At 70.1% G+C, this 18,999-nt stretch carries 18 protein-coding genes; 10 read left to right on the forward strand and 8 right to left on the reverse strand.

What is annotated here, in order from left to right:
- Positions 1–16: 16 nt before the first annotated feature.
- Entirely contained in the window at positions 17–907 is an 891-nt protein-coding gene (locus GPZ80_RS01435; protein WP_187217887.1) for an HIRAN domain-containing protein, read from the reverse strand.
- A 162-nt stretch (positions 908–1,069) separates the two neighbouring features.
- Positions 1,070–3,583, reverse strand: a complete 2,514-nt coding sequence (locus GPZ80_RS01440) for a heavy metal translocating P-type ATPase (protein ID WP_187217888.1) — start codon at positions 3,581–3,583, stop codon at positions 1,070–1,072.
- 172 nt (positions 3,584–3,755) lie between these two features.
- Between GPZ80_RS01440 and GPZ80_RS01445 the strand changes: the two genes are divergently transcribed.
- From GPZ80_RS01445 to ppsA, 10 genes are all read left to right on the forward strand, one after another.
- Positions 3,756–3,983 carry a DUF2933 domain-containing protein gene (locus GPZ80_RS01445; protein ID WP_187217889.1) on the forward strand — a complete coding sequence of 76 codons (228 nt, stop codon included), beginning with the start codon at positions 3,756–3,758 and terminating at the stop codon, positions 3,981–3,983.
- Complete coding sequence (locus GPZ80_RS01450; RefSeq protein ID WP_187217890.1) at positions 3,949–4,434, forward strand: hypothetical protein; 486 nt, start codon at positions 3,949–3,951, stop codon at positions 4,432–4,434. The genes GPZ80_RS01445 and GPZ80_RS01450 overlap by 35 nt, the downstream gene beginning before the upstream one ends.
- Positions 4,435–4,439: 5 nt before the next feature.
- Positions 4,440–4,877 (forward strand): hypothetical protein, encoded by a 438-nt coding sequence (locus tag GPZ80_RS01455; RefSeq protein ID WP_187217891.1) that lies wholly within the window; start codon positions 4,440–4,442, stop codon positions 4,875–4,877.
- 163 nt (positions 4,878–5,040) lie between these two features.
- Complete coding sequence (locus tag GPZ80_RS01460; RefSeq protein ID WP_187217892.1) at positions 5,041–5,697, forward strand: ABC transporter ATP-binding protein; 657 nt, start codon at positions 5,041–5,043, stop codon at positions 5,695–5,697.
- Entirely contained in the window at positions 5,694–7,154 is a 1,461-nt protein-coding gene (locus GPZ80_RS01465) for an ABC transporter permease (protein ID WP_187217893.1), read from the forward strand. Before GPZ80_RS01460 ends, GPZ80_RS01465 begins: the two co-directional genes overlap by 4 nt.
- Before the next feature lie 14 nt (positions 7,155–7,168).
- Complete coding sequence (locus GPZ80_RS01470) at positions 7,169–9,751, forward strand: cation-translocating P-type ATPase (RefSeq protein WP_312880052.1); 2,583 nt, start codon at positions 7,169–7,171, stop codon at positions 9,749–9,751.
- The gene (locus tag GPZ80_RS01475) at positions 9,748–11,169 is read left to right on the forward strand and encodes an MBL fold metallo-hydrolase RNA specificity domain-containing protein (RefSeq protein WP_187217894.1); all 1,422 of its coding nucleotides are present in this window, start codon (positions 9,748–9,750) and stop codon (positions 11,167–11,169) included. The genes GPZ80_RS01470 and GPZ80_RS01475 overlap by 4 nt, the downstream gene beginning before the upstream one ends.
- A 102-nt stretch (positions 11,170–11,271) precedes the next feature.
- Positions 11,272–11,673, forward strand: a complete 402-nt coding sequence (locus tag GPZ80_RS01480; protein ID WP_187217895.1) for an Hsp20/alpha crystallin family protein — start codon at positions 11,272–11,274, stop codon at positions 11,671–11,673.
- A gap of 94 nt (positions 11,674–11,767) precedes the next feature.
- On the forward strand, positions 11,768–12,157 hold the full coding sequence (locus GPZ80_RS01485) for an OsmC family protein (protein WP_187217896.1): 390 nt from the start codon (positions 11,768–11,770) through the stop codon (positions 12,155–12,157).
- Positions 12,154–14,430 (forward strand): phosphoenolpyruvate synthase, encoded by a 2,277-nt coding sequence (ppsA, locus tag GPZ80_RS01490; RefSeq protein ID WP_187217897.1) that lies wholly within the window; start codon positions 12,154–12,156, stop codon positions 14,428–14,430. Before GPZ80_RS01485 ends, ppsA begins: the two co-directional genes overlap by 4 nt.
- Before the next feature lie 58 nt (positions 14,431–14,488).
- Here ppsA and GPZ80_RS01495 read toward each other — a convergent pair whose 3' ends face one another.
- From GPZ80_RS01495 to GPZ80_RS01520, 6 genes are all read right to left on the reverse strand, one after another.
- Positions 14,489–15,652 (reverse strand): ABC transporter permease, encoded by a 1,164-nt coding sequence (locus GPZ80_RS01495; protein WP_187217898.1) that lies wholly within the window; start codon positions 15,650–15,652, stop codon positions 14,489–14,491.
- Positions 15,649–16,809, reverse strand: coding sequence for an ABC transporter permease (locus GPZ80_RS01500; RefSeq protein ID WP_187217899.1), 1,161 nt, complete (start codon positions 16,807–16,809; stop codon positions 15,649–15,651). The genes GPZ80_RS01495 and GPZ80_RS01500 overlap by 4 nt, the downstream gene beginning before the upstream one ends.
- Position 16,810: 1 nt before the next feature.
- Positions 16,811–17,800 carry an ABC transporter ATP-binding protein gene (locus GPZ80_RS01505; RefSeq protein ID WP_187217900.1) on the reverse strand — a complete coding sequence of 330 codons (990 nt, stop codon included), beginning with the start codon at positions 17,798–17,800 and terminating at the stop codon, positions 16,811–16,813.
- Between the two features lie 8 nt (positions 17,801–17,808).
- The gene (locus tag GPZ80_RS01510) at positions 17,809–18,045 is read right to left on the reverse strand and encodes an SHOCT domain-containing protein (protein ID WP_187217901.1); all 237 of its coding nucleotides are present in this window, start codon (positions 18,043–18,045) and stop codon (positions 17,809–17,811) included.
- 25 nt (positions 18,046–18,070) lie between these two features.
- Positions 18,071–18,340, reverse strand: coding sequence for a DUF1876 domain-containing protein (locus GPZ80_RS01515; RefSeq protein WP_187217902.1), 270 nt, complete (start codon positions 18,338–18,340; stop codon positions 18,071–18,073).
- Between the two features lie 92 nt (positions 18,341–18,432).
- Entirely contained in the window at positions 18,433–18,894 is a 462-nt protein-coding gene (locus GPZ80_RS01520; protein ID WP_187217903.1) for a hypothetical protein, read from the reverse strand.
- Positions 18,895–18,999 lie beyond the last annotated feature (105 nt).

Genomic DNA, 18,999 nt, shown 5'->3' on the forward strand with positions numbered 1-18,999 from the left:
CGTTCACCTTCGGCGCCTACCGGGCCTCGATCTTGGACAGGGCCCGGTTGCGACGCTTGAGGAGGTCCTCGACAGCGTCCTCCCGGGCCGCGTCGTTCCCATACAGCTCAAGTCCGCGTTCAGCCCACCACAGGCAGGCGTCCCAGTCCTTGTTCTTCTGCTGCCGGATCGCCATCTGCCGATACGTCTCCAGCAGCGGAACCTTGTTCCACTTCGCCATGAACGACTGGCAGATCGTCTCCATCTCCGCGTCATGCTGTCGGCACGCGTCATCGAACTCGTCGAGCGCCGTGTCGTAGAGCTCGCGGCATCGGTACAACCGGGCTTCGAGTTCAGCGAACTGGAAGTGCCGGTCGATCGGATCGCGCTCGGCCGCCAACAAGCCCCGCAGGGCGGCGACGGCCTGCCTGTCGCCGACCGGCAGGCCGGTGTACCAGGAGAGGTCGTATGAGTCGTCCTCAGCGTCCGTTCGCCAGGCCTCGCTGAAACCGGTGCGCATCGACGGCTCGCGGACGTCGGGTTGTCCGGCGCGACGGGCCTGTCCACCGAAGGCTTCAGCGTCATGCGAAAGCCAGACACCCAGTCTGCCCGGGCCATTCTCGTAGTACCCGCCGCCGACGATCACGCCGTCGAGCGCGACATGACCTCCAGCCAGATTCATCAACCCAAGCAACGCGGGAAGGTACTGAGCCGCGATATCCCTTGGCAGGTAACCGACAACGTGTCCGTCGACCTGGACGGAGATCGCGTTCGCGTCGTAAGGGTTCGTGGGTTCGGGCACCAGCACCGCGACGATCTGGTGCCGCACCCGGTCGCCGCCCGATCCACCGCAGATCGCCCAGAGCGCCGCCTGATAGGCGGACTCACCGACGACCTCGAGATCATCGTCGCCTGGGTGCGGACGCACAGAACCTGATTGCCGACTTGGGCCGGACGAGTGGCGAACTCCCCTGAGACGGTCGTGTAGACCCATCCGAATGCCTCCTGCCGTGCGACGGATCGGCGTCGGCTGACGGAATGGCGGTGGTCCGATCACCACCACGGACCGTCGGCGAGGAGATCGCTGTTGTTACATCTTCGATGTCGACGGTGTCCGTGGCTCCGTCGTCGCCGAGCTGATGGTCGAGGTGTGGGGCAGTGGCGCGACTCGGTGGCGGCGCAGGCGGTTGGCGTTGCCGACGACCGACAGGGAACTCAGTGCCATGGCCGCCGCGGCGATCATCGGGCTGAGGCGCAAGCCGAGAACCGGGTACAGCACGCCCGCGGCGATGGGGACGCCGACGGCGTTGTAGACGAGGGCGAAGAACAGGTTCTGCCGGATGTTGCGCATCGTCGCCCGCGAAAGCCTGATGGCGGTGACGACACCGGCGAGCGAACCCGAGATGAGAGTGATGTCCGCGGCTTCGATCGCCACGTCGGTGCCCGTCCCGATGGCCAGACCCACATCAGCCTGGGCCAGCGCGGGCGCGTCGTTGATGCCGTCGCCGACCATGCCGACGCGGCGCCCTTGCTGCTGCAGCCGACGGATCTCGCCCGCCTTGTGCTCCGGGAGCACCTCGGCGAGGACCTGCGCGACCCCGACCTGGGCGGCGATCGCGTCCGCCGTGCGGGCGTTGTCGCCGGTGATCATCACGACTTCCAGCCCGAGCGCCCGCAGTGCCGAGATCGCGGCGACCGAGTCCTCCTTGATGGTGTCGGCGACGGCGAGGACGCCGGCGGGTCGACCGTCCACAGCGGACAGCACGGCGGTCTTGCCCTGCGCGGAGAACTCCGCGGCGATGGGCTCGAGCGCCGCGGTGTCGACACCGGCGTCGGCGAGCAGCCGCTTCGTGCCGACCAGTACGACGTGCCCGAAGACGATGGCACGGACGCCTTTCCCGGTGACCGAGTCGAACTCGGTGGCCTTGCCCTGGGCGAGGTCGCGATCGAGCGCGGCGGCGGTGATGGCCGTGGCGAGCGGGTGCTCGCTGTCGGCCTCGGCGGCGGCGACCAGGGCGAGCAGTTCGGTCTCGGCGAGGTCGCCGACGGTTCGGATGTCGGTGAGCGCGGGCTTGCCCGCGGTGATCGTGCCGGTCTTGTCGAGCACGATGGTGTCGAGCTTGTGCGCGGTCTCCAACGCCTCGGCTGAACGGATCAGGATTCCCGCCTGGGCGCCCTTTCCGGTGCCGACCATGATCGACAGTGGGGTCGCGAGTCCCAGCGCGCACGGGCAGGCGATGATCAGCACGGCGACCGCGGAGACCAAGGCCAAGGTGAGCGCAGGCGGCGGGCCGAGGACAAACCAGGCGGCGAAGGCCGCGACGGCGATCGCGATGACCGCGGGCACGAAGTAGGCGGCGGTGGCGTCGGCCAGCCGCTGGATCGGGGCCTTCGATCCCTGGGCCTGCCGCACCAGGTCGACGATCTGGGCCAGCATGCTGTCGGCGCCGACTCTCGCCGCCCGCACCCGCAGCGACCCGGTGCCGTTGATGGTGGCGCCGATGACGGTGTCACCCTCGTGTTTGGTCACGGGCATGGACTCGCCGGTGACCATCGACTCGTCCACCGAGGACGAACCGGCGACCACGGTGGCGTCGACCGGGATCTTCTCGCCGGGCCGGATGACCACCTCGTCGCCGACGACGACGTCGTCCACGGGGATCTCGGCCTCGGCGCCGTCGCGCACGACACGGGCGGTGCGGGCGCGCAGCCCGAGCAGGGCGCGGATCGCCTCCCCGGTGCCCGCCTTGGCCCGTGCCTCAAGCAACCGGCCGAGCAGGATGAGCGTGAGGATCACGCCGACTGCCTCGTAGTACACCTCCCGGACCTCACTGGGCAGCAGGCCCGGCGCCACGGTGGCCACCACGCTGTACCCGTAGGCGGCCACCGTCCCCAGGGTGATGAGGCTGTTCATGTCGGCGCCCCGGTGCGCCAGGGTCAGCCAGCCGGTGCGGTGGACGGGCCACCCGGTGTAGATCATCACCGGCGTGATCAGGGCGAACTGGACCCAGTGATTCAGCAGGAAAGCAGGCACCCACATCGCGCCGAACAGTTCGTGCGCCATGACCCCGAACAGCACCGGAAATGTCAGCACCGCGCCGATGAGCACGCGGCGGGTGAGGTCCGCGATCTCCGCGCGCCGCTCGCGCTCCTGCGCGGCCTCCTCATCGGCGGCGTTGCCCGCGAAGCTGGGGGAGGGGAGTGCGGTGGTGGGCGCGGCATCGTCCTCGGCCGGGTCCACCACCAGCGTGCCGTGGATCATGTTCATGCCGCAAGCGAACCCGAACGATCCGGCCTCGGCCGGATTCACCCGCACCGTGGTCTTGGTGAACGCGGGCAGCGCGGCGTTGACCGCGAGATCGCCGAACACCACCCGCGACGTGCAGTCCCCGCTCTCCTGGCGGTCGAACACCAGTTCCAGCGGGACGTGCTGCCGCACCCGGATCCGATCTGGCCGGTAGCCCCCGCGCACGGTGATCTCCACCCGCTGGACTCCGTCGGCCAGTTCAGCCCCGCGGGCCCGCCGCGGGGCGAAGAAATACCAGGCCAGTCCGCTGATGACGGCGACAGCCGCCGCCAGCACCGTGATATCGGCCGTGCTCATGGCGCGTTCCTCTCAGCGATGGTCACCTCATCGTGCGCGTGGGGTACCCGGCAGGGGCAGGGACCTATGCCGGTGCCGCACGGGGACTTTCGGTGCGGACGAGCCGACGTTGTCCCCTCCGCAAACGCCCGGATCGGGGCGAGGGTGAAGGCATCCGGTGAAAGGAACCGCCATGAGACGCCAACACCTGCCGCTCTACGCGATCGCGCTCGCCATCCTCATCGTCGGCCTCGCCTTCGCCGGGGTCCCGGTGAACACCCTGCTGATCGGGCTGCTGGTTCTCGCCTGCCCGTTGATGATGATGTTCATGATGGGCGGCGCCGTGCACGGCGGCGACAAGACCGAACCGCCGCCCACCAAGACCGATGACCGCGATCAGCGGCCGTCCGGCCGACGGTAGGCCCGCGATGAACCCCGCGGCGGTACGCGCCGGTGTCCTGGGCTCGCTCGCCTTGGGCCTGTTCTACGCGGCTGTCGTCGGCGGCGTCGGCGGGCTCGACCACCTGGCCCGACAAGCCGTCGACGACTGGGTGTGGCTGGTGCTGATCCTCGCCGGTTTCGGCACCCAGGTCGGCCTTTTCGTCGAGCTGCGCAGGCGCCACCGGCTGCAGGCGGCGACCAAGGCCGCCGTAGGTGGCGGCGCGGGCGCCTCCGCCGTCGGCATGGTCGCCTGCTGTGCCCACCACGTCGCCGACCTCGCACCGATCATCGGCGCTTCCGGCGCCGCGGTGTTCCTCGCCGACTACCGGGTTCCGATCATGATCTCCGGCATCGCCGTGAACGCGATCGGCGTGGCCATCGCGGCCCGCCGCCTCCACCGCTTGCCCGTCCCTGTCACGGCTGGGAGTTGAGCCAGATGACCATTACCACGCCGTACCGGCGCAAGCTCGTCCTTTTCGTCGCCGCCGCGCTGATCGCCGCCGGAGCAGTCGCCTGGTTGGCCGCGCGCCCCGCGACCGACTCGAACACCGCGCCCGCCATGGAGACACGGGTCGTGCAGGCGGGCTCGGTCGAAGTCACCATGACCCCGCTGACCCTGGACAGATCTGGCGCGGTCTTCGAGATCAAGCTCGACACCCACTCCGTGGAGCTCGACCAGGACCTGGCGGCTTCCGCGCGCCTGCGGATCGGCGACCAGCAGGTCGAGAGCGCCGTCTGGGAGGGGCCGGGGTCCGGCGGGCACCACCGTGAGGGACAGCTCCGGTTCAGCGCCGAGGTCCCCGCCGGAGCGGCCGTCGAACTACGCCTCACAGGCTTCGCCTCAGACGTGGCCGGGACCTGGACCGCGCCATGACCGCCGACTCCCCTACCCACTGCATCAATCGAACTATCCAGTATTCACTATCAAGATATCCGATAAACCCGCTTTCAGCAGGTGCGCTTAACAGCGAAGACCAAAAACGCCAGGACAGGGTGAGGTGGGCGCTGTTTCGGCCGAATGAAGGGTGGTGAGTGACATGGCTACGGTCGTGACGGCGGTGGAGTCGGTGCTCGAGGCACGCGGTATCGAGAAGAGTTACCGGCGTGGGGTGTGGCCGGTCGCACGCCGCCAGGATGTTCTGCGCGGTGTCGATCTCGCGCTGCGCCCGGGTGAGGTCGTGGGCCTGGTGGGGGAGAACGGGTCGGGCAAGTCGACCCTGATGAAGATCCTCGTCGGCGCGCTGCGGCCGGACGCGGGCACGGTCGCGGTGTCGGGCCGCCTGGGGTACTGCCCGCAGGAGCCGGTGTTCTACGAGCGGCTCACGTGCGACGAGCACTTCGAGCTGTTCGGCCGTGCCTACAAGATGAGCGCGGAGGACGAGCGCCGGTCGCGGCGAAACCTGTACGCCGCGCTGGGGTTCGAGCGGTACGCGGGCACCCGCGCGGATCAGCTCTCCGGTGGCACGTTGGCCAAGCTCAACCTTGGTCTGGCGTTGCTGGGCGATCCCGAGGTGCTGCTGCTGGACGAGCCCTACGCGGGATTCGACTGGGACACCTACCTCAAGTTCTGGGACCTGGTGGCGGGCCGCAGGCAGGCGGGTCGCTCGGTGCTGATCATCAGCCACTTCGTCACCGACGAGGGGCGGTTCGACCGGATCGTGCAGTTGCGCGACGGGCGGGCGGGCCCTAGATGACGAGTGCGCTGTTCGTTCGCAGGTTCCTCGCCGACTACGCCCGCAACCCGGTCAACCCGCTGGTGCTGGTGTTGGTGCCGGTGGTGTTCGTGGTGGTCGCGGCCGGGTCGATGGCCGACGCCGCGAGACTCCTCGGCGGCACCGGTCCGTCGGTGGAGACCGCCGCCGCCGGGTGGGCGGCGGGTTTCCTGTCCGCGATCGCGATGTATTTCCAGTTGCGCGGGTCGCGGGAGGCTGACCGCAGGCTTGTCCTGGCGGGCCTACCGGCTGGCCGGTTGGTGGTCGCGCGCATGGTGACCGGGCTGGTTCTGGTGGCGCTGGCCTCCGCCGCGGCGCTCACCGCGCTGGCCTTGCGCACGGGAATCGATGATCCCTGGCGGGTCGGTGCGGGGACAATCATGTTCGCGGTGGTCTACCTGGCCATCGGCGCACTCACCGGAGTGTTGGTGCGCAACGCTGTCAACGGCACGGTTTTGATCCTGTTCATCTGGATACTGGACGTGTTCTTCGGGCCGGCGCTCGGCTCGCCGGATCGCCTGTCGACCCGGTGGTTTCCGACCCATTTCACGACACTGTGGATGGTCGACCTCCCGTCCCGGCACGGCGGCAGGCTCGGGGATCTCGGGTGGGCGCTGGCGTGGACGCTGGGTGCGCTGGTGTTGGCCGGCCTTGTGGTCACCGGGACCACGAGGGTCGTTCGCGGGCGCCGCGGCCATGGGGGCCCGTTCCGGACCGCGCTGCGGATGGGTCTGCGGGACTACCGCCGCAATCCGGTGTTGTGGGCGCTGCTGATCGGTGTGCCGGTCGTGTTCATCTGGCTGTCGAAGGTGATCACCGCGCCCGGCACCATGACTTTGTCCCTTGTGGACCACGGTCGCGCGATGGACTTCACGTTCTGGCTCCCGGACATGCATGCCGGGACGATGACGCCGATCGCCATCGCGGCACTGGCGGCACTGGCCGGGTTGTTCGTCGTCCTTGACGCCCGGGCGGGCGACGGCAGGCTGATCCTCGCCGGTTTCGGTGTGCGCGCGCTGCTGGCCGCTCGCCTGGGTGTGGTCGCGGCGGCGGCGTTGTTGGTGACCGCGGCGTCCTTGGCCGTGACTGCGATGGTGTTCGACGCCCGCCAGTGGGTGGTCTACGCGGCGGGCAACCTGCTGCTCGCTCTCACCTATGGGCTGCTCGGTGTCTGCCTTGGCCCGATTTTCGGTCGGGTGTCCGGGGTGCTGATCGCGTTCCTGGTGCCGTTCCTGGACCTCGGGATCGCGCAGAGCCCGATGCTGCGGGCCGAGCCGCCCGCGTGGGCGCGGTTGCTGCCGGGCTATGGCGCCGACCGGGTCCTGCTCGACGGTGGGCTCACGGCGACGTTCGACCAGTGGGGTCCGCTGCTGCTCGCCCTTGGCTGGCTGGTCGCGCTGGGCTTGATCGGCGCGCGATTGTTTCGGACCTCGCCGTGACCGGCGGATCGAAGGTGTCTGCCGTTCGGCAGGCGGTGGGTGGAACCGCGACGTCCGGGCTGACGGGGGGCGAAGCGGCCCGGCGGCTGCTCAGGGACGGCCCGAACACCCTGCCCGCGCCGCGGCGTGCGCACCCGGTGACGCTGCTTGTCGCGCAGCTGGTGCATTTCTTCGCGCTGATGCTGTGGGTGGCGGCGGGGCTCGCCCTGGTCGCGGGCATGCCGGTACTGGCGGTCGCGATCGTCGTGGTGGTGCTCGTGAACGGTGTGTTCTCGTTCGTGCAGGAGTACCGGGCCGACCGGGCCGCGCAGCGGTTGCGGGACCTGCTCCCGGTCAGGGCGTCGGTTCGCCGTGACGGGCATACGGTCGTCATCGGTGGCCAGGACCTTGTCGTGGGCGACCTGTTGCTGCTCGAGGCCGGTGACCGGGTCTGTGCCGACGCGACCGTGATCGACAGGTCCGGTTTCACCATGGACGAGTCGATGCTGACCGGGGAGAGCAAGTCGATCCGCCCGGAGCCAGGCGGGTCGCTCTTCGCTGGCACCTATGCGGTGGAGGGGCATTGCACGGCCGAGGTCGTGGCGACGGGGGCGCGGACGCGGCTGGCGGGAATCGCGGCGGTGACCGCGGGGGCTCGACGGCCGCGCAGCCCGTTGGCGACGCAGCTGCACCGGGTGGTGCGGACGGTCGCGATGGTGGCGGTGGTCGTGGGGGTGGTGTTCTTCGCCGCGGCGATGCTGTTGGGGCTGAGCACCGCGGACAGCTTCCTGTTCGCGGTGGGGGTGACGGTGGCGCTGGTTCCCGAGGGTCTGCTGCCCACCGTGACGTTGTCGCTGGCCAGGGCCGCGCAGCGGATGGCGCACCGGCACGCGCTGGTGCGCAGGCTCGAGTCGGTGGAGACCCTGGGGTCGACCACGTTCATCTGTACGGACAAGACCGGCACGCTCACCAGCAACGAGATGTCCGTCGTGCGGGTGTGGACACCCGAGGGTGAGGTTGCCGTGACGGGCGAGGGTTACGCGCCTGAGGGCGATCTCGCGGGTCCGCCCGCGGCGCTGGCTCTGCTGCCCGCGCTGGCGAGTGCGGCGGCCCGTTGCTCGCCGGACGCGCGCGCGAGTGAGCCTGCCGGGCAGTGGCATCCGGTGGGCGACCCGATGGAGGTCGCGCTGCACGTGTTGGCGACCCGGTCCGGTTGTGCGGCGCCGCCCGTGCCCGTGGTCCGGCATGCATTCGACCCGCGCAGGCGGCGGTCTTCGGTGGTGGACGCCGAGGGCGTGCACGTCGTCGGCGCGCCCGACTCGGTGCTTCCCCGCTGTGTCGGAGCCCCCGCGGCGGCCGAGGCGGCCTTGGCTCGGCTCAGTGCCGCGGGCCTGCGGGTGCTCGCGGTGGCGTGGCGCCCGACCGTGCCCGACGCGGTCGCGCACGTGGCCGACAGTGTGGAGCAGGGGCTGCGGTTGCTGGGTCTGGTCGCGCTGCAGGATCCGCCGCGGCCGGATGTCGCCGAGTCGATCGTGGCCTGCAGGCGGGCGGGCATCAAGCTCGCCATGGTGACCGGCGACCACCCGGGCACCGCGCACGCGATCGCGGTCGAGGTGGGCTTGGCGGGTGTGGACTCGACGGTGGTGGTCGGCGCGGATTTGCCCGCCGACGACGAGGCGCTGGGTGAACTGCTTGACCACGACGGGATCGTGGTCGCCCGGGTGAACCCGGAGGACAAGCTGCGGATCGCGCGGTCGCTTCAGGCGCGGGGGCATGTGGTGGCGATGACCGGGGACGGTGTGAACGACGGTCCCGCGCTGCGCACCGCGGACATCGGTGTGGCGATGGGTGCTTCGGGCACGGATGTGGCGCGGGAGGCAGCGGACTTGGTGCTGCTCGATGACCATTTCGGCACCATTGTCGCGGCGGTGGAGCTGGGTCGGGCGACGTTCGCCAACATCCGGCGGTTCTTGACCTATCACCTGACTGACAACGTCGCCGAGCTCACGCCGTTCGGTGTGTGGGCGCTGTCGGGTGGGCAGATTCCGCTGGCGATCACGGTGTTGCAGGTTCTCGCGATCGATATCGGGACGGATCTGCTGCCCGCGTTGGCCTTGGGGGCCGAACCCGCGAATCCGCGGACGATGCGTGGGCGGATGCGGACGGATTCGCTGATGGACCGGACGGTGTTGCGGCGGGCTTTCGGTGTGCTGGGGCCTGCTGAGGCGTTGACCACGATGGGCGCGTTCCTCGCTGTGTTGTTCGCGGGCGGATGGACGTTCGGCCGTGACGCCGACCCGGCGTTGCTCGCGACCGCGTCGGGCACGGCGTTCGCGGCGATCGTGCTCGGCCAGCTCGCCAACGCGTTCGCGTGCCGCAGCGAGTCGCACTGGGTGGGGCGGGTGGGTCTGCGGGGCAATCCGCTGCTGTTGGTGGCGGTCGGTGTGGAGGTGGTGCTGCTGTTCTTGTTCTTGGTGCTTCCGCCGTTGCCTGAGTTGCTTGGTGGCTCGCTGCCGAACCTGCTGGGTTGGTTGGCCGCGGCTTTCGCCGTTCCTGTCGTTCTGTTCGCCGACGCCGCCGCGAAGGCGGCGTCTCGCTCACTGAGGAGAAGTCCATGACCGCCGCGCCCGCGTTGTCCGACCATGACAGTCGCCTGAAGGTTCCGCCGTCGATCGATTTTCTCGGTGGGGTCGGGACGGTCACCGGCAGCAAGTTCCTTGTCAGGTCGGGGGATTCGAGAGTTCTTGTCGACTGTGGACTGTTTCAGGGTTTGGCGCCGCTGCGGCGCCGCAACTGGCAGCGGCCGCCGGTCGACGTGACTGAACTGGACGCGGTGGTGTTGACCCATGCGCATCTGGACCACTGCGGCTATTTGCCGGTGTTGGTGCGGGAAGGGTGGCGCGGTCCGGTGTACGTCACGCCCGGGACCGCCGCGCTGGTGGAGATCGTGTTGCGCGACAGCGCCCACCTGCTGATGGAGGAGGCGGCGCACGCGAACACCCATGGCTGGTCGAAGCACCGGCCGGCGCTGCCGCTGTATGACGACCGGGATGCCGAGCGTGCGTTGTCGTGTCTGCGGGTTGTCGACTTCGGCACGCCGACGACGATCGCCGAAGGCGTCGAGTTGGAGTTCGGGGAGGCCGGGCACATTCTCGGGTCGGCGTGGGCGCGGCTGGAGCTTGGTGGGCGGTCGGCGGTGTTCAGCGGCGACATGGGTCGCCAGGCGCACCGGTTGCTCGCGCCGCCGCGGGCGCGGCCGGAGTGCGATGTCCTGGTCATGGAGTCGACCTACGGTGCGCGTGAGCACCGTGACGAGGGTGCGTCCGACGAGTTGGCGGAGCTCATCACGAGCACGGTCGCGGGCGGGGGGAGCGTGTTGATCCCGGCGTTCGCGGTGGACCGCACGGAGGTGCTGCTGATCGAGTTGGCGAAGCTGATGCGGGCCGGTGCGATTCCGGAGGTGCCGGTGCTGGTGGACAGCCCGATGGCGTTGGCGTCGCTGCGGGTTTATCGGCGGGCGATCGGCGAGCGGTGGGCTGAGATCCGGTCGGATCTCGCCGGGGGTGACCCGTTCGCCGTGCCGAATCTGCAGGAGCTGCGCACGGTGGAGGAGTCCATGCGGGCCAACCATCCGCGGATGCCGTCGATCGTCATCTCGGCGTCGGGGATGGCTTCGGGTGGGCGGGTGCTGCATCACCTGACGCATCTGCTGCCGGATCGGCGGAACACGGTGGTGATCGTGGGTTTCGCGGCGGCGGGGACCCGGGCTCGGCAGTTGGTGGATGGGGCGACGCAGCTGAAGATCCATGGGCGGTATGTGCCGGTGCGGGCGCGGGTGGGTGTGTTGGAGGGGTTCAGCGCGCACGCGGATTCCGATGAGCTGGTCGCGTGGGCGAATTCGGCGGCCTCCGCGCCGGGGACGACGTTCCTGGTGCATGGCGAGCCCGCGGCGTCGGCGGAGCTGGCGCGTCGGCTGGGTGTCGAGTTGGGATGGAACGCGGTGGTGCCGCGCGATGGTGAGCATGTCGTGGTGTGAGGCCAAGGTCCCTGCTGGTCGGGAACTGGTGCCCTGCTCTGCCGATGGCGGGCGGAGTGTGCTGGTGGGGTACCGGTTTCGACAGCCATGAGAGGACTGGCCATGACCAGCATTGTTCCCCGCTCCTCGATGTTCCCGGATCTCATCCGTCTGATGGAGACTTTTCCGTTCACGGACCGGCACATGGTTCGGGTCGAGGACTACTTCGACGACGGCCGCTATGTGGTCCGGGCGGAGATGCCCGGGTTGGACGCGGAGAAGGACATCGAGATCTCGGTGGCCAACGGTGAGCTGACGATCGCGGCGCAGCGGTCGGAGGAGAAGCACACCAAGTCGCACACCGAGTTCCACTACGGCTCCTATGGCCGCACGGTGACGTTGCCGAAGGGGGCGGACTCCGACCACATCAAGGCCGGGTACGACGCGGGCATCCTCACGGTCGAGGTGCCGATCAAGAAGGTGCCGGAGGCCCGTCAGGTTCCGGTGTCGACGACCAAGAAGTGAGTGCGACCGCGCACCGGCCAGTGGGCCGGTGCGCGGTTCTTTCTTTCCGTATGAACGAAAGTGAGGGGATATGGCCGCCATCAGCGTGACCCATGTGGGTGACGACAGGTTCCAGATTCAGACCCGCGGGCACGTCGTGTTGGCCGATCAGCCCCGTGGTGACGACGGTGTCGAGGTCGGTCCGACGCCGGTGGAGTTGTTCGTGATGTCGTTGGCCACGTGCGCCGCGCATTACGCGGCCGGGTACTTGCGGCATCAGGGTTTGCCGCAGGAGGACTTGCGGGTCGAGTGCCGCTGGACGATGCGCGCCGACCCGCCGCGGGTGGGTCGGGTGGAGCTGACCGTGGTCGCGCCCGTGCCGCTCGACGCCGACCGCACGGCCGCGCTGCTCGCGGCGGTTGATCACTGCACTGTTCAGAACAGTTTGCGGCAGCCACCCGAGGTGCGGGTCGCGGTCGCCGAAATGGGAGTCGTGTCGCTATGAGCCATGTTCTCGATTTCACCCGGATCAGTCTGCGCGACGCCGAGGAGGCCGGCGGCAAGGGCGCCAACCTTGGTGAGCTGGTGGCGGCGGACTTGCCGGTGCCGCCGGGGTTCGTGGTGCTGCGGTCGGGTTATCTCGACTCGATGGACGGTGCGGGGGTCCGTGCCGAGCTCGCCGAGGTGCACGCGGAGGCGTTGTCCGCGGTGGACGACCCGGTGCGGTTGGCGGGGGCCGGCGAGCGGCTGCGGGAACTGGTGGCCAAGGCGGGGGTGGGCGCGCGGGTTCGCGAGGACATCGCGGCGGCGTACGCGGTGCTTGGCGGGGATGTCGCTGTCCGGTCGTCGGCCACCGGGGAGGACGGGGCCGACGCGTCGTTCGCCGGGATGAACGCGACGTTCACCAATGTCCACGGTGTCGATGAGCTTGTGGATCGGGTGGTGGAGTGTTGGACGTCGCTGTTCGGGCCTCGGGTGATCGCGTACCGGGCGAGCCGGGGTTTCACCGGTGAGCCCGCGATGGCCGTGGTGGTGCAGCGCATGGTGGAGGCGGAGCGTGCGGGCGTGACGTTCACCGTGGACCCGAGCACCGGGGACGCGTCGAGGGTGGTGGTGGAGGCGGCGTTCGGGCTGGGCGAGGTGGTGGTGTCGGGTTCGGTGGAGCCGGACACCTATGTGCTGGCCAGAGACGACCAGCGGCTGGTGCGGGTCCGGGTCGGTGACAAGACGTTCAAGTTGGTCCGTGGCGCCGATGGTGGCGACCGGCGGGTCGATCTCGATGCCGCGCACGCGGCTCAGCGGGTCCTGCGGGACGCGGAGGCAGCGGACCTGGCGCGGCTGGCACTGCGGGTCGAGAAGCATTATGGGCGGCCGCAGGACATCGAGTGGGCGATCGACGCGGCCGGGATGACCTGGCTGGTGCAGGCGCGACCGATCACGACGGTCGGTGGCCCCCCGGGGCCCGCGACCACGGGAAGGCCGCTGGTCACCGGTTCGGGGGCCGCGCCGGGACGAGTGGTGGGACGGGTGCGGGTGTTGACCTCACCGGAGCAGGGTGGTGCGCTGCTCGCGGGGGAGGTGCTGGTGGCGCCGATGACGAACCCCGACTGGGTCCCGACGATCCGGCGGGCCGCGGCGTTGGTGACCGACAGCGGCGGCATGACGTGCCACGCGGCGATCGTGGCCCGGGAGCTGGGTGTGCCGTGTGTCGTCGGTGCGCGCACCGCCACCACGGATCTCGCCGATGGTCTGTTGGTCACTGTGGACGGTTCGGCTGGGGTGGTGTTCGCCGGTGACCGGACGGTGTCGGCTCCGGCCAGGACCGCCCCGGTCACGGCACAGGCGGTCCAGCCGACGGGGACGCGGCTGTATGTGAACCTGGCGATGCCGGAGAAGGCGGAGGAGGTGGCCGCGCTCGACGTCGACGGTGTTGGGCTGCTGCGGGCGGAGTTCATGCTCACCGAGGCCCTCGGTGGTCGGCACCCGCGGGACCTGCTTGCCCGGGGTGAGGAGGAGACGTTCGTGTCGGCGATGTCGGAGTCGCTGCTGCGGATCACGACCGCGTTCGGGCCGCGGCCGGTTGTGTATCGCGCCACGGATCTGCGGAGCAACGAGTTCCGCGGTCTGGTTGGGGGAGCGGCGTACGAGCCGGTGGAGAGCAACCCGATGATCGGGTACCGCGGCTGTTTCCGGTATGTGCGGGAGCCGGACTTGTTCGCGTTGGAGCTGCGGGTGCTGGCGCGGGTGCGGGAGCGCACCCCGAACCTGCATCTGATGATCCCGTTCGTGCGCACCAAATGGGAGCTGGAGGCGTGCCTGGAGCTGGTGGACGCCAGTGAGCTGGGCCGGGCCCGGGGGATGCGCCGGTGGGTGATGGCGGAGGTGCCGTCGGTGCTGCACTGGTTGCCGGAGTATGTGTCGATGGGGATCGACGGGGTGTCGATCGGCAGCAACGACCTCACGCAGCTGATCCTGGGTGTGGACCGGGACTCGGAGGTGTGCGCGGAGCTGTTCGACGAGAGCGACCCGGCGGTGCTCGACGCGATCGCCCGGATCGTGGTCTCGGCGAAGCGGCTGGGCATCACGTCGTCGCTGTGCGGTCAGGCCCCGTCGACCCGCCCTGGTTTCGCCGAGCACCTGGTGCGGTTGGGGATCACGTCGGTGTCGGTGATCCCGGACGCGGTGTCGTCGGCCCGGTCGGCGATCGCCTCGGCGGAGCAGCGGATCCTGCTGGAGGCGGCGCTGCGCTCGGGTGTGCGGACGAACCCGGCGCGCTGAATCACACGGATCCCCGCTCTCCCGACGTCGGGGGAGCGGGGATCCGTCTGTGCGGGTGCTATTCGGTGACGCGCCTGCCCAGTCGGAGGCTGGCGATGGTCAGCAGGACCAGTGCGAACGCGCCGAGGACCGCGAGTTGGGTCCCGATCTGGGCGATTCCGCCGCCGCGGGAGAGGACTTCCACCCAGCCGTCGACGGCCCAGGCGTGGGGCACGAGGTGTCCGATGGTCCGCATGAGCGGGGTGACGATCTCCAGTGGCCACATGGCGCCGCCGAGCATGCCGAAGGCGATGCCGATGGCCGGGCCGATGGCGGAGGCCTGTTCGGGGGTGCTGAACAGGGTTCCGGCCAGGACTCCGGTGCCCGCGCCGACGAGGACCCAGACGCCGATGAGGGCGGCCGCCGCGGTGGGGTCGCCCCAGTCGACGCCGAAGAGGCCCGCGCCGATGCCGACGATGAGCAGGGACTGCAGCAGGCCGATCACGGCGTAGGCGAGGGTTTCGCCGAAGACGAGGTCGCGGGCGCGGACGGGGGCGGCCATGACGCGGCGGTGGATGCCGAGTTTGCGGGCCTGGATGATGGCGGCTCCGCCCGCGAGGGAGTTGATGAAGACGAACAGCACCAGCATGGTGGGGGCGCTGTAGCCGAATCCGCGGGGCAGGTAGTCGCTGTCGGCGTCGACGGTCTCGGAGCGGACCTCGATGGCGGGCAGCATGGTGCGTACGGTGTCGGCGGTGGCCAGTTGCTGGTCGAAGGTGCCGCCGCTGTGTGCGACACCGAAGCGGGCGGCTTGGACGCGGGCCGCGTGGGTGGCGACGGCGCCGGACACCGCGGACTGGGCGGCTTGGACGCCTGCCTGGGAGCCGCTGCCGAGGACCGGGATGGCCGCGGTGCCTCCGGCGCGCAGGGTGGCGTCGAGGTCGGTGGGGATCAGGACGACGGCGTCGAGTTCGCCTCGTCGCAGGGCGGTGCGGGCCGTTTCCTCGTCGGCGGGGTCGGTGACGCGGGCGCCGGGGATGGCGTGCAGGTCGTCGACGAGGGTGCGGGCGAGGGGGCCGGTGTCGGCGGCGGTGACCACGCCGACGCGCAGGGCGGTGGCGTTCCCGGCGGTGGCGCCGATGACGAGGATGATCACGATCGGGAGCAGCACCATGAAGAAGATCGCGGTGCGGTCACGAAACAGTCTGCGCAGTTCGACGGCGGTCACGGTGAGCGCGGTCATCGGGTCACCGTCCTTCGAATGAGGAACATCGCGATCGCGGTGGTGGCGGCGGTGAAGCCGAGCATGGCGGCCAGCGGCAGGACGATGGCGGACGCTTCGGCTCCGGTGGACAGGTCTGTGAAGCCGCGCATGGCCCACCCGTTCGGGGTGAACAGGGCGAGTGTGCGCAGCGCGGCGGGCGCCATGGACAGGGAGACGAAGTTCCCGCCGAGCAGGACCAGGGCGAAGGTCGCTATGCCTGCGAGCCCGTCGGCCTGGCGTTCGGTGCGGGAGATCGCGATGACCAGGGCGGTCAGCCCGACCAGGGCCAGTGATATGGCGATGATCAGTGCCCCGGCGGCGGCGGGTGGGCCCCAGTAGGCGTCGAAGACGAGGGTGGTCACCACGGCCATGGTGGTCAGGCTCGCGAGGGCGTAGCCGAAGGTGGCCAGTGATTTGCCCGCGAGGACCGTGCCGGGGCCGACGGGTGCGGCGGTGATGCGGTCGAGGGTGCCGTTGGCGCGTTCGGCGAAGTAGCCGCGGGCGGTGAACCCGGTGGCGAACATGGTGAAGAAGATGCCCATGCCGGGGCCGTAGTAGCTGATGGCGTCCAGTGGGCGGGTGCCCGCGCTTCGGGCGACGACCTGTTCGGGCAGGGCGGCGCGGGCGGCGTCGGCGACCAGGGCGTCGGAGGGTGGGGTTCGGCCGGCGACGGCCACGCCGACCGACAGCCGCACCGCGTTGAACCGGGCGACGAACGCGTTCGCGATGGCGGTGCCCACCTGGGTGGCGACGGGTTGGTCGACGGTGCCGAGCACGGTCACGGGGACCGCGCCGCCGCCGTGGGCGGCGGCGGTGAACCCGGCGGGGATGACGAACACCGCCGCGACCTCACCATTGTCCAGTTTGGACTCGGCGTCGGCTCGGCTGGTGGCGGGCACGAGGGTGACGAGGTCGGAGAGGTCGTCGCTGGAGAGCATCGAGGTGAAGGCGGCGGCCAGTTCGCCGTGGTCTTCGTCGACGATGGCGGTGTCGAGGTGGAAGGTCTGCGCCGAGCCGAACGCGAAGCTCATCAGCGCCGCGATGGCCAGGGGGGCGAGCAGTCCGAGCACGATCGCGGACTTGTCGCGCAGGCGTTGGCGCAGGTCCTTGCCCGCGATGGTGAGGGCCGGGTGCATGTCACTCCCTGAGGCTGGTGCCGGTCAGGTGCAGGAACACCGATTCCAGGTCCGGTTCGACCACCTGGACCGAGCGCACTGCGATGTCGGCGCGTTCAGCGGCGTCGAGCACGGCGGGCAGCACGGCGCGGCCGTCCTCGACGAGCAGGGTGACCATGCCGTCGCCGGAATCGGTGTGCGTGACACCGGTGAGCGCGGCGCAGGCGGTGGCGAACCCGGGCAGGTTCCCGGTGGCGGTCAGTTCGACCCGGTCGCGCTCGGCGACCTGGGCGACCAGTTCCCTTGGTGTGCCCTCGGCGATGAGCTTGCCGTGGTCGATGATGCCGACGCGGTCGCAGATGCGTTCGGCTTCCTCCATGTAGTGCGTGGTGTAGAGGACGGCCATGCCCGCGGCGCCGAAGGCGCGGACGCTGTCGAGGATCGCGTGTCTGCTCTGCGGGTCGACCCCGACCGTGGGTTCGTCGAGAACGAGCAGGGTCGGGCGGTGCAGCAGCGCGGCGCCGATGTTGAGGCGTCTGCGCATGCCGCCGGAGAACGACTCGACCCGGTCGCCGCCGCGGTCGGTGAGCCCGGTCAGGTCGAGGACCTCGGCCACCCGCTCGGCCAGCTGCTTTCCGCGCAGCCGGTACATGTGGCCGAAGAACCGCAGGTTCTCCCGGGCGGTGAGGTCTGGGTAGAGGGCGACGTCCTGCGGCACGTACCCGACGAGGGCGCGGGCCGGGGCGCCGGGTGTCATGGGCAGCCCGGCGACGGTGACCGTGCCGGCGTCGGCGGTGAGCAGCCCGCAGACCATGCGGATCGTGGTGCTCTTGCCCGCCCCGTTGGGGCCGAGCAGCCCGTAGGTCTCGCCGGGCGCGATGCGCAGGCTCACGTCGTCGATGGCGAGCCGGTCGCCGAACGATCGGGTGAGCCCCGCGCAGTCGAGGACCGCGGCGGGAGTGTCCGCGCCGCGGTCCGATCGGGTGTCGGTGAGGGTGAGCGCGCCGTCCATGGCGTCGGTCAGCCGGTCAGGGTGGATCGGCGGGCGCGGTACTCCTCGGCGTCGATCTCGCCGCGGGCGAAGCGCTCGTCGAGGATCGCGCGGGCGCCGGAGTCGGTGCGGTGCTTGCCGAAGTGGCGGATGACCAGGATTGCGACGGTGATCAGACCGCCCCAGAACACGATCATCGCGACGATCATCATCAGCGCACCCAGCCAGCCCATGCCGCCGTAGTTGCCGTAGTCCCATCCGTGCATGTCGAACTCCTCGGTCGAGCCGCGATCAGCGGGTCAGGTGGGCGGGGCGGTGGGTGACCGCCTCGATGTCGGTCACGGTCGCCTCGAGCAGTTTGTGCGCGAGGTCGGACAGGGCGCGGGCGGTGGCGAGTTCGTCGCCGATCTCGGGGACGTTCGTGTCGCTGGGGGCGAGCCGGGCGAGCCCGATGCCGACGAGGGCGGTGTTGTCCCGGGTGGTCAGGCGGGCCTTCGCGCGGGTGCGTTCCTCGTGCTCGTCGATGAAGATGTCGACGCGCCACTGCTTGGTTTCGGTCATGGTGTTCCTCCTGGGGTCGATACCCAGCGTGCGCGTGGGCGGGTGGGGTGGCCGAGGGGCGAAGGTCCCGTGCTCGCGGGACGATCGACGCGTCAGCGCCGCGATGGGCGGCGGCGCAGGGACTCGATGGTGGTCCACGGGTCGACGTCGGCGTGCGTGGCTGCGGCGAGGCTGGCCCGGCAGGCGCGGACGAGTTGTCGGGTCGCGGCGGTGTCGGGGGTGCGGGAGCACTTCGGGCAGGTCAGTCGGACGGCGCCGGTGAGGGCGTCGATCGCGATGTTCACCGCGCAAGAGCAGTCGCGGCACCAGCGGTGTCCGGTTACGGGGATCACGTGCAGCGGTGAGGACACGCAGTCGTGCAGCCAGCGCCGGTGGGTCCGACAGGTCTTGCGGTCCAGCGGATTCAGGTCACCGTCCTCCGCTGCGTCCTCAATGGACAGTTCGACGGCGAGGCGGCGGTCGCGAAGGTCGGCGTAGCGGTCGCGGACGGGGCCCGCCGGTTCCACAGCCGGGGTCCGAGCGACGGTGGCGGTGGTGACTCGGTGCTGGAACATCGTCGGTTCCTTTCGGCGTGGTTTCGGTACCTGTCCACCATGACCGTCGGGCTGTGACCGCCACCACATCCCATCCTCCCGTCTGTGCCGCGCCCTTCAGTCCTG

Source organism: Actinokineospora xionganensis, assembly GCF_014323725.1.
In the GTDB taxonomy this organism is placed as follows: domain Bacteria; phylum Actinomycetota; class Actinomycetes; order Mycobacteriales; family Pseudonocardiaceae; genus Actinokineospora; species Actinokineospora xionganensis.

What these genes read in the sequence shown, in the direction of transcription:
- GPZ80_RS01440 (WP_187217888.1), bottom strand. Translation starts at nt 3,583, where the DNA reads ATGAGCACGGCCGATATCACGGTGCTGGCGGCGGCTGTCGCCGTCATC.
- GPZ80_RS01445 (WP_187217889.1), top strand. Translation starts at nt 3,756, where the DNA reads ATGAGACGCCAACACCTGCCGCTCTACGCGATCGCGCTCGCCATCCTC.
- GPZ80_RS01450 (WP_187217890.1), top strand. Translation starts at nt 3,949, where the DNA reads ATGACCGCGATCAGCGGCCGTCCGGCCGACGGTAGGCCCGCGATGAAC.
- GPZ80_RS01455 (WP_187217891.1), top strand. Translation starts at nt 4,440, where the DNA reads ATGACCATTACCACGCCGTACCGGCGCAAGCTCGTCCTTTTCGTCGCC.
- GPZ80_RS01460 (WP_187217892.1), top strand. Translation starts at nt 5,041, where the DNA reads ATGGCTACGGTCGTGACGGCGGTGGAGTCGGTGCTCGAGGCACGCGGT.
- GPZ80_RS01465 (WP_187217893.1), top strand. Translation starts at nt 5,694, where the DNA reads ATGACGAGTGCGCTGTTCGTTCGCAGGTTCCTCGCCGACTACGCCCGC.
- GPZ80_RS01475 (WP_187217894.1), top strand. Translation starts at nt 9,748, where the DNA reads ATGACCGCCGCGCCCGCGTTGTCCGACCATGACAGTCGCCTGAAGGTT.
- GPZ80_RS01480 (WP_187217895.1), top strand. Translation starts at nt 11,272, where the DNA reads ATGACCAGCATTGTTCCCCGCTCCTCGATGTTCCCGGATCTCATCCGT.
- ppsA (WP_187217897.1), top strand. Translation starts at nt 12,154, where the DNA reads ATGAGCCATGTTCTCGATTTCACCCGGATCAGTCTGCGCGACGCCGAG.
- GPZ80_RS01495 (WP_187217898.1), bottom strand. Translation starts at nt 15,652, where the DNA reads ATGACCGCGCTCACCGTGACCGCCGTCGAACTGCGCAGACTGTTTCGT.
- GPZ80_RS01500 (WP_187217899.1), bottom strand. Translation starts at nt 16,809, where the DNA reads ATGCACCCGGCCCTCACCATCGCGGGCAAGGACCTGCGCCAACGCCTG.
- GPZ80_RS01505 (WP_187217900.1), bottom strand. Translation starts at nt 17,800, where the DNA reads ATGGACGGCGCGCTCACCCTCACCGACACCCGATCGGACCGCGGCGCG.
- GPZ80_RS01510 (WP_187217901.1), bottom strand. Translation starts at nt 18,045, where the DNA reads ATGCACGGATGGGACTACGGCAACTACGGCGGCATGGGCTGGCTGGGT.
- GPZ80_RS01515 (WP_187217902.1), bottom strand. Translation starts at nt 18,340, where the DNA reads ATGACCGAAACCAAGCAGTGGCGCGTCGACATCTTCATCGACGAGCAC.
- GPZ80_RS01520 (WP_187217903.1), bottom strand. Translation starts at nt 18,894, where the DNA reads ATGTTCCAGCACCGAGTCACCACCGCCACCGTCGCTCGGACCCCGGCT.